Origin of the sequence: Terrimonas rubra, from assembly GCF_042686025.1 — a bacterium.
Taxonomy (GTDB): Bacteria; Bacteroidota; Bacteroidia; order Chitinophagales; family Chitinophagaceae; genus Terrimonas; species Terrimonas rubra.
The window spans coordinates 400,128-413,950 of sequence record NZ_JBHUOZ010000003.1 but is presented as its reverse complement, the minus strand read 5'-3'; the positions used below and the strand labels follow the sequence as shown (position 1 = coordinate 413,950).

The following is a 13,823-nucleotide window of genomic DNA, read 5'->3' as shown; positions in this document are numbered from 1 at the left end:
GGGGACAAAATTTGTTGAAGTTTTGTTAAGGAAGATTACCCTGCGTCATACCTCAGTATGATTTTTGTCATGGCATTGTAAAGCGGAATTTCCGGGCCTTCCATTCGCTTAAGCCATAGGTAACCAGGATGATGCTGATAGAGGAGGCGGGCATCAGGATGGCCGCGATCACCGGCGCTAACAATCCCTGCACGGCAAAGTATAAGCCGATGATATTATATAGAATAGAAATAATAAAACTAAAAATGATGATCTGTTTACCACTGCGGGCATATTGCATGAACCGGTAAAAATTGGCAAATACCGATGCTTCCATTATACCATCCGAAGCAGGCGTAAAATTGTTCTTTTGTTCTGCTACGGCTATGCCCACATTACTTTGTTTTAAAGCACCGGCATCATTTAACCCATCCCCCACCATTACTACCTTATGCTTTTTCACTTCCTGCAGGTGCCGGATATAAGCCAGTTTATCTTCCGGTGACTGGTTAAACAACAATTCACTATCCTTCCCCAATACATTGGTCAAGGTAGCGGCTTCCGCATCATTATCACCGCTAAGGACCGAAATATGATATTTCTTTTGCAGTTGCTGCATCAGGGCGGCAAAACCAAAACGGTAAACGCCTTTCACCCTATAGCAGCCCACTATTTCATTTTCAATACGGATATACACATGGGAACCACTACTTTTTTTGTGTTCACCTGCTTTTGCTACAAAACCGGCACTGCCTATCTTAATATAAGTTTCCTGTATCCAGCCTTCAATACCTGCCCCGGCATGATCTTTAAAATCAGTAACCGTATATATATCCGGCACATCCAGGTACTGCAGTACCGACCGGCTTAAGGGGTGATTGGACTGTGCCAGCAGTGATGCCACCAGTTTCACCTGTTCATTAGTTAATGCAGTTCCTTTATAACTAACGGCCAGCTTATTCCCTTGCGTCAGCGTACCCGTTTTATCAAATACAATATGATCGGCTTCTGCCATTTGTTGTATCACATCGGGGTGACGCAGGTACAGCTTGTTCTTACTTAATATACGCAGTACATTACCATTGGTAAAAGTTGATGACAATAATAAGGCGCAGGGGCAGGCAATGATCAATACGGTAGTCAGCACATCCCACATGGTTTGTATTTGTCCCTGCCATAGCCAATAGGTCGCGGCTATACCGCTGATAATGAAAACAATGATGGTGAAGTAATTACTTAAAGCATGTATAAAAAAGGATTCTTTTTTTTCCTTTTTAAACACATCCTTGTTCCACAGGTTGGTAAGATAACTCTGTGAGGCTTTCTTAACCAGGAGCAGCTCCAGTTTCCCGGCACATTGTTTACCGCCGGCATATACTATCTCTCCCACCTCCTTATTGATCAGCACACTTTCACCTGTTACAAAACTATAATCAATAAGGGCTTTACCTTTTGAAATGATGGCGTCTGCCGGGATCAGTTCATTATTATACACTTCAATGATATCGTTCTCCTGTAATTGTTCTACAGGAACAGGTACAAATCCTTCCTGCGTTTTTACATTCACCGCAATGGGAAAGAAAGATTTAAAATCCCGGTCAAACGAAAGCGACTGTTGTGTTTTATCCTGTGCCCAGCGGCCAATCAGCATAAAAAAAACAATACCGCTCATACTATCGAGGTACATATTACCGTGTAACACAAAAAACTCGTACAGGCTCCGGCCAAAAGTAATGGCAATGGCCAGGGCTATAGGAGCATCAATATTCAGGTATCGGTTGCGGATACCCTTCCAGGCGCTTACAAAAAACTCCGAGGCGCAGTAAAACAAAACCGGCAGGGATAAGGCCAGTGTGATATAACGGAAAGCTGTTTCCACATCTGCCTGCATGGTGCTGCCAATAGCAAAATACTCCGGCAGGCTCATCATCATAATATTGGCGAAGCAAAAACCTGCAATCCCTATTTTATACAACCGGGTCTTGTTATAATGTTTCACTTTTACACCGCTTATATCCTGTAAACTGATATGCGGCTCGTAACCCACTGCTGCCAGGGTTTCCACCACTTTACGCAGGCTGGTGGTGTTATTGTCAAAAACAATAAAGGTCTCCTTGCTGTTAAAATTTACTCTTGATGAAATGATGCCTGCATTTATACGGTGCAGGTTTTCCAGCAGCCATAAACAACTGCTGCAATGCATCTGCGGCAGGTAAAAATTAACATGGGTTTGTTTGCCATCGGTATATTGTATCAGTTTTTGGATAATGGCTGTATCATCGAGAAAATTAAACTTATCGGCCCGCACTTTTATTTTCTGTGTCATGCCGGGATGCGCATTCATATCGTAATAGGCACAGAGTTCTCCCTGGTTCAATATTTCATATACCAGTTTACAACCATCGCAGCAAAAGGTTTTGTCCTCCAGCCTGATGGTGGTGGTTACACATTTTTCGCCACAGTGATAACAGGTTTCTTTTACGGTATGAATAGCCTCTTTCAAACTGACTGGTATTTTATCGTTCCCTATTAATGATCCCTTGTCAGGCAAAACTCTTTTATCCGGTTATTGTAAAAGATGATATGGCAATGTGTGAAACATGATTTTGGTCAGGGAAGCGAAAGTTCGAAAGGTTCAAGTGTTCAAAAGGTTCAAGAGATCCGGGATGCTCAAAGAGGCCTTCAGGCGGTGCAAAATGCGGCTGTTCGAAACTTGTAATTTACTGTTGTTCGAAACTTGCAGTTTCGAACTTATATTTTATCGCCTCCGGCGATTAAACATGCCCCTCTTTTACCTGCCAGGTTAGATATTGAAAACAATAACCTCAACCCACACCGGTTTGCCAAGATCTGCAACTTTCCCCCTCTGCGAAACCCGGGGAACAAACCACCCAAACTTTAAACAAATTCCTCGTCACAGAACAAGCCGGGGACAAACGGGGCAGGGTCGGTTCAACAAATTAATAATCATCGTTTTACACAAGTTTCAAAGACAGTTAATTATTGTTCATGCAGCTTACCTTATCTTCGTACCCAAATTTTTAAGACTAACAATATTTTGTTGCATGAGCAGTACTATTAAAGCCGCTATTACTGCGGTTGGAGGCTATGTTCCCGAAGATAAGTTAACCAATTTTGACCTTGAAAAACTGGTTGATACCAATGACGAATGGATCAGGACCCGTACCGGCATTTCCGAACGCCGCATTTTAAAAGGCGAGGGTAAAGGGGTATCGGAAATGATTGTCCCGGCCGTTCAGCAGTTATTGGAAAAACGAGGTATTGACCCGCTGGAGATTGACTGTATGATCGTAGGTACCGTTACCCCGGATATGGTATTCCCAGCTACTGCCAATGTAGTATGTAACAAAATAGGCGCTAAAAATGCCTGGGGCTTTGACCTCTCCGCGGCCTGTTCCGGTTTTTTATATTCTCTTACCATGGGTGCATCTCTGATAGAAAGCGGCCGTTACAAAAAAGTAATAGTTGTAGGTGCTGATAAAATGAGTGCCATTATTGATTATACCGACCGCGCCACCTGTATCATCTTTGGTGATGGCGCGGCCGCTGTATTGCTGGAGCCTAATGAAGAAGGCCTGGGTTTACAGGACAGCATTTTAAAAAGCGATGGCAGCGGTGCAGAATTCCTGCGCATGAAAGCCGGTGGTTCGGCCTACCCTGCAAGTATTGAAACTGTTACTGCCCGTGAGCACTATGCTTTCCAGGAAGGAAAAACAGTTTTCAAATTTGCGGTAAAAGGTATGGCCGATGTAAGTGCCGAATTATTAGAGCGTAATAACCTGACCGGCGATGATATTAACTGGCTGGTTCCACACCAGGCCAACCTGCGTATTATTGATGCCACTGCCGAACGCATTAATATGCCCAAAGAAAAAGTAATGATCAATATAGAGAAATTCGGCAACACCACTGCTGCCACTATCCCCCTTTGTTTATGGGAATGGGAAAACAAGTTGAAAAAAGGCGATAATATCGTACTGGCAGCTTTCGGTGGCGGCTTTACCTGGGGCGCTACCTGGTTAAAGTGGGCTTACGACGGAAAATAATTTTTATAACATTTAGTAATAAAGTATATAGTATGCAGATGCTATATACTTTTTTTATGTCCATACAAGCCAGGCCCAAGAGGTTCAATGGTTCAAAAGTTCAACGTTCAGGTTCGTTTTATTAAAACCGGTTCATACTACATTGGTTAATAGCTAACCGTTATTAGTTAATTGCCACTTGTCATTTGTCCATTGTCAATTGTCATTTGTCCATTGTCAATTGAATTGTCCATTGAATGAATTTGTTTTATCTTTCCGGTCATTTTTCACCCTCACAATTTATCATTCTTGAATACCAATATTTTGCCTTTCGAAGGTTTTAGTTCAGCCTGCGTACATGCCGGCCATACACAGGATCCAAACTATGCTCACTTAGTACCTATTTATGCCAGCAGCACTTTTGTATATGATGATGCGGAACAGGGTATGCGCCGTTTCAGCGGCCAGGAAGACGGGTATATTTATAGCCGATGGGGCAACCCTACTTTCAGGGAAGCAGAGCAAAAAATTGCTGCACTGGAATGTTTTGGTCTGCAGGACAAGAATGGACAAGCCTTACAGGCCGAAGGCATTTTACAGGCTTCGGGTATGGCGGCCATTACTACTTTATTACTGGCAACATTAAAACCGGGTGATAAAATACTGACCCATTTTTCCTTATACGGTGGCACCGAACAGATCATGAAAAATGTTTTACCACCGCTTGGTATCAGTGCCGTTATAGCCGATCTGAGGGATGCATCCATTGCAGCAGGCATCATTAAAAATGACCCTGCCATTAAAATGATCTATATCGAAACGCCTGCCAACCCTACCATCCAGTGTGTGGATATTGAAGTGCTGGCCAATACGGCAAAGGAACACGGCCTGATAACCGCCTGCGATAATACATTTGCCACACCATACCTGCAACAACCTTTTAAATATGGTGTTGACTATATTGTACACTCTACCACTAAATTCTTAAACGGCCATGGTACAGCCATTGGCGGCGTATTGCTGGGAACCGATATAGAAAAAATGACCCAACATGTAAGACTGATCGCTAAAACATTAGGCGGCAACGCCAATCCCTTTGATGCTTTTTTACTGATTAACGGCATGAAGACACTCGAATTAAGAATGGAACGCCATTGCAGCAATGCAGGCAAGGTAGCCGGGTTTTTACAACAACACCCTGCTGTAGCAAAAGTGAACTATAATGGTTTAACGAGTCACCCCGATCATGCTACTGCCAAAAAACAAATGCGGCACCCCGGTGCCATGTTAAGCTTTGAATTAAAGAACGGCTTACAGGGGGGTATTGATTTTATGAACAAATTACAGATGTGTACACGTACCGTATCACTGGGAACCTGCGATACTTTGTTATCACATCCTGCCTCTATGACCCACTACAGTGTACCACGTGAAGAAAGAATTAAATATGGTATTACCGACGGCCTGATCCGTATGAGTGTGGGTATTGAAAATGTGAACGATATTTTAAAGGACCTGGAACAGGCGCTGCAATAATATTTACCACAAACCTTAACCATCAATTTACCAGTATGCACAAGCTTATTGTAACAACCATTGGTATCGGACTATTTCACCTGGCGGCCATGGCCCAAAAACCAGCCGACCCCAGGTTAAAAGGCCTTGACCTTTTTGCCGAAAAAATACTGAAGGATTTCCAGGCCCCCGGCGTATCCATTGCCGTGGTAGAAAAAGACAGAGTAGTGTACACCGGTGGTTTTGGTTTCAGGGATGCAGAAAAAAGGCTGCCGGTAACAGCTAATACGCTATTTGCCATTGGTTCCTGTACCAAGGCTTTCACCGCTTCTATGTTAGGCATGCTGGTAAAAGAAGGATCGGTTGATCTAGATAAGCCGGTACGTAATTACCTGCCGGAGTTAAAGTTTAAGAACGACTATACTAATAAACATATCACCCTGCGTGATATGATGAGTCATCGCAGCGGCTTACCGCGGCACGATGCGTCCTGGTATGGATCCACTGCTTCCCGTAACGAACTGCTGGCAAGAATAGAGTATCTGGAACCTTCAGTGGAGTTAAGACAGGCCTACCAGTATAATAACTTTATGTTCATGGCCCAGGGTGTGGTATTGGAAAAACTCACCGGTAAAAGCTGGGAGCAGAATATCAAGGACCGCATCTTTACCCCTTTAGGCATGACGGTTTCCACCACTTCCATAGCAGATATGGAAAAATCAGGCGACCGCTCACTGGCCTATTCCTTAGAAAACAAAGTAAATAAGGTTATTCCTTATCGTAATATTGATGCCATTGGGCCTGCCGGCTCTGTTAACAGCAGTGCCAATGATATGGCCAACTGGCTGATCACCTGGATCAATGGTGGTAAATTCAAAGGCAAAGAAATTATTCCGCAGGGTTTTGTGAACCAGGCCATGACAGCACAGGTAGCTACAGGTGGCGGCGTACCCGGCAAAGTCAACCCCGATATACACCTTAACGCCTATGGACTGGGATGGGGAATGTCCAGTTACCGCGGGCATTACAGGGTAGAACATGGCGGTGGCATAGATGGCTTTATTACCAGTACGGGATTTTTCCCTTCTGACAGTATCGGCATTTTTGTCGTGAGCAGCCAGTCCGAAGTCACTACGGCTATTCGCAATTATATTGCAGACAAATTATTAAAACTATCAGATAAAAACTGGGGTAAAGCTGACCTCGAAGCCCGTTTAAAAGCCGACTCCACCAGCAATAGCATTCCTAACACCGACAGCCTCAATAAAAAACCAGGAACCCACCCTTCTCATGCATTGAAAGATTATGCCGGTAAATTTGAAAACAAGGGTTATGGTATTGTCACACTCTTTAACGAGAGGGATACTTTATGGATCGACTATAACGAAGGTGGGAAAAAAACTACCAGTTATGTAGAGCATTACCATTATGATGTGTTCCGGATCATGGATGCCAAAAAACCGGGCGAAGTAGTGAAAGATGGTTTTAAAATACAATTTCACCTGGATGCTATGGGTAATATAGACCACCTAACAGCACCCATGGAACCCAGTGTTGAACCGGTTAAATTTAGCAAACTGCCACCGAGTATCGAGATAAATGAAAATGACCTGCAAAAATATGTAGGTACCTACGACCTGGAAGGGGCTACTGTTACGGTGTATATACGTAATAACAAAACCCTCATGGTGCTGGTACCGGGGCAGCCCGATTATGAACTGGCGGCTGCCGGCGAACACCTTTTCAACCTGGTTATTGCAAAAGGCTACAGCGTAAAATTTGATGTGAACGACAAAAATGAAGTAACAGCTTTAAGTTTTATACAACCCAATGGCGTGTTTAAAGCCAACAGAAAAAAATGAGTACAGCTATCATCATCAGGAAAGCGGTAAAAGAAGATTGTACCGCTATGTTACAATTGGTTCACGAACTGGCGGAATATGAAAAAGCACCGGAGCAGGTAACCGTTACCCTGGATCATTTTATAGAAAGTGGTTTTGGCCCTAACCCGGTATGGTGGGCTTTTGTTGCCGAAACCGAAGGCCGCATTGTGGGCATGGCCCTTTATTATATCCGTTACAGTACCTGGAAAGGACAGCGTATGTACCTGGAAGATATTATTGTAAATGAAAACATGCGGGGTAAGGGCATTGGTGCTAAACTCATGGATACGTTAATTGCCGAGTGCAGGGAGAAAAAATTCAGCGGCATGATGTGGCAGGTACTGGACTGGAACGAACCTGCGATCAATTTCTATAAAAAGTATAACGCAAACTTTGACGGAGAGTGGATCAATTGCTCGATTAATTTTTAGATTTTAGTATGTAGTATATAGTATACAGACTATACAATAACAAGGCCCTGAAACCGGTCACCTGATCTAAATACTAAATTCTATATACTGCATACTATATACTTTAAACTCACTTATCAAACCATTTCTGCTGGTGTGCCAGGCTGATGGCCTGTGCCTTTGAATTAATATGCAGTTTATCGTATATATTGGCAATATGCTTGCGTACCGTTAATACACTCAGGTCTACTACTGAAGCAATATGTTTGGCATCCCAGCCATTCACCATATGTTGCAGTATTTCTTTTTCTCTTTGGGTAATAACCTGAGGTAAGGCGTTTTTGGTTTGGCCGGATTCTGTATGATTATCCAGTTGTTGCGCCCTGCCCAATAACTGTAATGATTTACGGGCTATCGCCGGGCTCATGGGCGCTCCACCAAATTCAATTACGTTCACCACCGATTCATATAATACCTGTGCCGGCTCATGTTTTAATAAATAGCCCGAAGCACCGGCCTTGATGGCTTCAAATATTTTTTCATCATCATCAAAAACGGTCAGTACAATATAATGAGTAGAGGGATATAAAGCCTTGGCCAAACGGATCGTCTCTACCCCATCCATCTCCGGCATCTCCAGGTCCATAAAGATCACCTGGGGAATTTTATGATGCGGCAAGCCACGCAACTCTTCCAGGCACTGATGACCATTTTCGGCAGTAAATAACAAAGTAAAATCGGGTAATAACTTTACCTTTTGCAGGAAAGTGTTCCTGTTTACTTTATTATCATCAACAAAGGCAATGGTAAAATTTGTGGCCATATTGTAAAGTTGTACAATAAGCAGCAATATAACAATACCTAATTTGTAGTATTAAAACCTGTTCCGGGTGTGATCAGCACTACTGTGCCGGCATCCACCCCTGCCTGCCACTTTACCTGCCAGCCTGCCTCATGGGCCCTGGCTTGTATATGCGCCAGGCCATTTCCTCCTTCTGCCTTTTCAACAGGTGTAACGGGCATCCCAACCCCATCATCTGCCACCTGTACTTTCCAGTATTGTTCATTACCTTCTAAAAATATATCTACATGCCTGGCCCTGCTATGCTTCAGGGCATTTGTTACCGCCTCCTGTACCATCTGGAACAGGTCATAGGCCTGCGCCGGTGAAAACTGCTGGTCAAACACAATATCCTCCGCTACCTGTATCTCTGTATCGGGGAAACTGGGTTGTATCCGGCGGGCAAAAACTTTTACCCGGTCACTAATGGCAGTTAAGGATAAAGCATCTTTCTTCAGTACCCAAATGGTATCACTTAACTGTGCCACAATGGAGAGTGAATTATGCCGCAGCTGCTGCATGGCGGTTTTACTCTGTTCATTATCCTGTTCGGTTTTAATAAACTCCAGGTTCGATACCACCGAAGCGGCATAAGCCCCCAGGTTATCGTGCAGGTCAGTAGCGATCCTTTTTCTTTCATTCTCCTGTGCCTGGGTAACGGCCAGTAAGGATGCATCTTTCTCCCGCTGTATCAACAACTGCAGCTTAAGTTTTTCCCGTTTTTTATAGTTATAAAAACTCATGACCGCTATAATAAAAACGATCAGCAAAAAAGCGAGCAGGCCATAAAATACAAGGTCCTTTCTATACAGGTCCAGCTTCTGCTGTATAATGGTATTCTCCTTCTTCTGTGCCTCATACCGGGCCTCCATCTCCAGCGAGGTCTTGGCAAAATCTGCTTTATAAAACAACTCTTTTGCTACCAGCAACTCCTCCATGGTTTGTACATACAGCTGTTGCTGACCGCTTGCTTTATAAGCTTCGGCCAAAGGCTCTAAATACATAACCTGGTACTCGGGTACCGTATCCAATGCCAGGTATTTTGTACAAATGGCAATGGTCTTATCATATTGTTTGGTCACATTATAAAACCTGGCCAGCCTTTGTATATCATCGGCAAACAAGGTATCTGCACTTACACTATTGGATAAAGCGATGGATTCTCTCAGTGCTTTTTCGGCACCCTCATAATTACCCACACCGCTTAAAATATCGGTTTGTATGGAGAGTATGGTTTGCAGGAAAGAAAGATTGCCGGTGGCCCTCGCATTAGTCAATGCTTTATCTACATACCAGGTAGCAGAATCATTCTTACCCATCTTAAAATAAGCCCTGGCCAGATTGCCGTATACAATAGGATAATTATCAAACTTAGGATTACTTTCTGCCAGCCGGGCCGCTTTCAAAAACCAGCTGAGCGATTCACCGGGGCTTTTTTCAGAACGCCGTTTTAATAAACCAACTGAATTATAAGCAATAATGCGGTTAGTAGTATCATTATACTTCTCTGCCTCGGCCATTAACCTGTACACATCCACACCTGCCTCATGTAACATGGCGTTGGTTGTAAATAATCTTAAACGTAATACCAGCCATTTAAAATAAGATGCTCTTTCAGCTATATTCGCCGGGTTAAGCTTTTCCAGGTTTTTATTGATCATTCCCAACGCCGTATCATTATATTCTGCCCGCCAGTAAGCCGTGGCTAAAAAATACGCCGCATTCTCTTTATCGGTTTCCGTACCCAGCTCCTGTGCCAGCTGTTGTGCCTGTAAGGCATATTTCATCGCAGTATCAATATGCAGGGAATACTGTTCGTTGGCTATTAATTGAAGAACAGCTAAAACCTGTTTTTTATTGCCGGCCTCTTTATTCATCAGCAACTTTAAGCTATCGAGCCCGGGTGTTTGTGCCCATAGGGTAATATCTGCATATAACAATAGCAGGCAGAAACCGGCGGATTGTAGTAGTTGATAGAGGAAGCGCATAGAGGATTCAGGTAGTTTGATAAAACAAATATAAAGGCCGGTGACAGCATCAGGAACAGCCTACTACAAATTAAGTATTTATCCGCAGCCTGCATTACAGCAGCTTTACAATGCTAAACATGCATACCTGACAACTTTAAATCTCCTTTTATGTTCAAAAAAAACTACCTGTACGGCCTGTTGTTGATCATGATCATGGTCGCCTCCTGTTCCAAAAGCGATAAACCCGCACCTACTGTTACCCAAAACGATATTGCCACCATTGATAACAAAGTTGCCGCTTTTATGACCACCTACAATGTACCCGGCGCTTCACTGGCCATTAGTAAAAACGGCAAGCTTGTATACCGCAGGGGATATGGCTTTGCCGATAAGGAAGCAAACCAGAAAGTAACGGTTAACGATCGTTTCCGGGTAGCCAGTGTATCCAAAACCATTACCGCTGTGGCCATTATGAAACTGGTACAGGACGGCAAGCTCACCATCGATCAAAAAGTATTTGGCGCCGGTGCTATCCTGGGTACGGAATATGGCACTACACCCTACAGCACCCGTGTAGCCAATATTACCGTTAAAGACCTGCTGCATCATACAACAGGTGGCTGGAACAATGCCTGGCCACAGGACCCTGTTTTCCAGCAACCCAATGCCACTGCTAAAGAACTGATCACCTGGACACTGAACAACCGCGCTTTAACAAATGATCCGGGCACCAGCTTCCAGTATTCCAATTTTGGTTACCTGGTACTGGGACGCATTATTGAAAAGCTCAGTGGCAAAACCTACGAGCAATATGTAAAAGAAAGTATACTTACCCCTATCCAGGCCAAAAACACCGAAATAGCAGGCAATACACTGGCCGATAGAAAAAACAATGAAGTAAAATACTATGGCCAGGGCAGTGAAGCCACTTATGTATATACTGATCCCTGGAAAAGAAATGATGCACCCAGCGGCTGGATCAGCACCCCAACCGACCTGGTACGTTTGCTTACGGCCATTGACAGCAGTGCCACCCGCCCCGATATTTTAAACGGTGTTACATTAAAACTTATGCGTACACCTAATACTATCAATAACTATTATGCCTGTGGTATTTATGTAGGCGCTGAATCGTGGACCCCCAGTAACTGGTATCATTTTGGCAGCCTGCCGGGCACACAGGCACTTATATTTAAAACATCTACCGGCTGGAGTGTAGCCTTTGTTATCAACACCCGTTTTACCAATGCCAACACCAGTCAAAATGCATTCGCCCAAATGCTTATTGATATAGTTACCGACAACAGCATTCCCTGGCAGGACATTGATCAATTCTAGTTTTCTCGTGTGTAATAAATAAAACGGCCGCTGTTTTCACAGCGGCCTTCTTTTATAAAACAATACGATAATACCTATTAATTCACGCCATTCACTTCCATTGTCTTATCAATCTTCTGTACAAGTCCCTGTAATACTTTACCAGGGCCCGCTTCTGTAAACACCGTAGCGCCATCGCCGATCATGGCCTGTACACTCTGTGTCCAGCGTACAGGACCGGTTAACTGATCTATCAGGTTCTGTTTTACTTCTTCTTTATCCAGCACAGCTTTAGCCACCACGTTCTGGTAAACCGCACAGGCAGGGGCATGAAAGGTAGTAGCTTCAATAGCCTGCTTCAATTCCTCTTTTGCCGGGGCCATTAACGGAGAGTGAAAAGCGCCGCCTACAGGTAATACAAGCGCCCTTTTGGCACCGGCTGCTTTCATACGCTCGCAGGCGATCTCAATACCTTTCAGTGATCCGCTGATCACCAGCTGACCGGGACAATTATAATTAGCAGGCACCACCACTTCACCGGTTTCGGCCGCTACTTCTTTACATATCTCTTCTACCTTTTCATCCGCCAGAGCCAGTACAGCCGCCATGGTGCTGGGTACCAGTTCACAGGCTTTTTGCATGGCATTGGCACGGATAGCAACCAGTTGTAAAGCGCTTTCAAAACTCAGGGTACCGTTGGCTACCAGGGCCGAAAACTCTCCCAGTGAATGACCGGCAACCATATCAGGCTTTGCGTTATCAATGGTTTTAAACGCAATTACAGAATGTAAAAACACAGCAGGCTGTGTTACATCCGTACGTTTCAGATCTTCATCGCTCCCGGTAAACATAATATCCGAAATACGAAAACCCAGGATCTCATTGGCCTGTTCAAATAACTTCTTGGCAAAAGCACTATTCTCATAATGTTCTTTTCCCATTCCTGAGAACTGTGAACCCTGGCCCGGAAATACATATGCATGTTTCATGCGGTGATATTTTTTTAAGCAGTTGTTTTACTTATGGTGACAAAAAAAGCCTGACCGGAATATCCTCCAACCAAACTTTATATTAAGTGACAAACCTACGTTTTTTAATGTAAATCCGCCCCTATTAATTTTACAAACTCACTTCTTGTAGAATCTTTATGAAACTCCCCGTCAAAAGCCGATGTAGTGGTCACTGAATTTTGTTTACCCACCCCCCGCATCATCATGCAAAGGTGTTTTGCTTCAATTACCACGGCCACACCAATCGGGTTCAGGGTCTCTTTAATCGCATGCATAATATCTACCGTCAGCCGCTCCTGTACCTGCAGGCGGCGGGCATATACATCCACTACCCTGGCTATCTTACTCAACCCCGTTATCCAGCCATTCGGAATATACGCCACATGTGCTTTTCCAAAAAACGGCAGCATATGGTGTTCACACATACTGAATATTTCTATGTCCTTTACTATCACCATCTCGCTTACATCCTCGTGAAACTTGGCAGAGTTAATGATAGCATGGGCATCCTGCTGGTATCCCTGCGTTAAATACTGCATGGCTTTGGCCAGGCGTTCCGGTGTTTTGATCAGCCCTTCTCTTCCGGCATCCTCTCCCAAATACCCCAACACTTCTTTATAATTCTTCATCAAACCCTGCGTCACATCCTCATCGTAATGATCTATCTTTTTATATGCCATTGCTTATTGTGTTTAATGTTTCAGGTTTTATGTTTAAGGTTAGCGTTCAATAGGTATAATCCCTGTTATTGGTTCGTCCCTGTTTTTACTACAATTATCTTTATCATGTTACCGGCTGCAGTACTTCTATCATCAGCTGTTGCGTCGCACACTGCATCGTTCGGTTCATCTG

At 43.9% G+C, this 13,823-nt stretch carries 10 protein-coding genes; 5 read left to right on the top strand and 5 right to left on the bottom strand.

The annotated features are described in order from the left end of the window. Positions 1-67: 67 nt before the first annotated feature. Positions 68-2,482, bottom strand: a complete 2,415-nt coding sequence (locus ACFS6H_RS11275) for a heavy metal translocating P-type ATPase (protein WP_386098383.1) — start codon at positions 2,480-2,482, stop codon at positions 68-70. 562 nt (positions 2,483-3,044) lie between these two features. Between ACFS6H_RS11275 and ACFS6H_RS11270 the strand changes: the two genes are divergently transcribed. The 4 genes from ACFS6H_RS11270 (at position 3,045) to ACFS6H_RS11255 (ending at position 7,854) form a co-directional block, all read left to right on the top strand. After that, positions 3,045-4,046: a beta-ketoacyl-ACP synthase III gene (locus tag ACFS6H_RS11270; RefSeq protein WP_386098381.1), complete on the top strand. Its 1,002-nt coding sequence runs from the start codon at positions 3,045-3,047 to the stop codon at positions 4,044-4,046. A 288-nt stretch (positions 4,047-4,334) separates the two neighbouring features. After that, complete coding sequence (locus tag ACFS6H_RS11265; RefSeq protein WP_386098379.1) at positions 4,335-5,561, top strand: trans-sulfuration enzyme family protein; 1,227 nt, start codon at positions 4,335-4,337, stop codon at positions 5,559-5,561. A 35-nt stretch (positions 5,562-5,596) separates the two neighbouring features. Further along, complete coding sequence (locus ACFS6H_RS11260; protein ID WP_386098377.1) at positions 5,597-7,402, top strand: serine hydrolase; 1,806 nt, start codon at positions 5,597-5,599, stop codon at positions 7,400-7,402. Further along, positions 7,399-7,854, top strand: a complete 456-nt coding sequence (locus tag ACFS6H_RS11255) for a GNAT family N-acetyltransferase (protein ID WP_386098375.1) — start codon at positions 7,399-7,401, stop codon at positions 7,852-7,854. Before ACFS6H_RS11260 ends, ACFS6H_RS11255 begins: the two co-directional genes overlap by 4 nt. Positions 7,855-7,963: 109 nt before the next feature. Here ACFS6H_RS11255 and ACFS6H_RS11250 read toward each other — a convergent pair whose 3' ends face one another. After that, positions 7,964-8,656, bottom strand: a complete 693-nt coding sequence (locus ACFS6H_RS11250) for a response regulator (RefSeq protein ID WP_386098373.1) — start codon at positions 8,654-8,656, stop codon at positions 7,964-7,966. Between the two features lie 38 nt (positions 8,657-8,694). Further along, entirely contained in the window at positions 8,695-10,662 is a 1,968-nt protein-coding gene (locus tag ACFS6H_RS11245) for a tetratricopeptide repeat-containing sensor histidine kinase (protein ID WP_386098371.1), read from the bottom strand. A 150-nt stretch (positions 10,663-10,812) separates the two neighbouring features. Between ACFS6H_RS11245 and ACFS6H_RS11240 the strand changes: the two genes are divergently transcribed. Beyond that, entirely contained in the window at positions 10,813-11,982 is a 1,170-nt protein-coding gene (locus ACFS6H_RS11240) for a serine hydrolase domain-containing protein (protein ID WP_386098369.1), read from the top strand. A 77-nt stretch (positions 11,983-12,059) separates the two neighbouring features. Here the strand turns inward: ACFS6H_RS11240 and fabD are convergent, their stop codons facing one another. Continuing rightward, complete coding sequence (fabD, locus tag ACFS6H_RS11235; RefSeq protein ID WP_386098367.1) at positions 12,060-12,950, bottom strand: ACP S-malonyltransferase; 891 nt, start codon at positions 12,948-12,950, stop codon at positions 12,060-12,062. A 104-nt stretch (positions 12,951-13,054) separates the two neighbouring features. Then, positions 13,055-13,651 carry a GTP cyclohydrolase I FolE gene (folE, locus tag ACFS6H_RS11230; protein WP_386098365.1) on the bottom strand — a complete coding sequence of 199 codons (597 nt, stop codon included), beginning with the start codon at positions 13,649-13,651 and terminating at the stop codon, positions 13,055-13,057. Between the last annotated feature and the right edge of the window lie 172 nt (positions 13,652-13,823).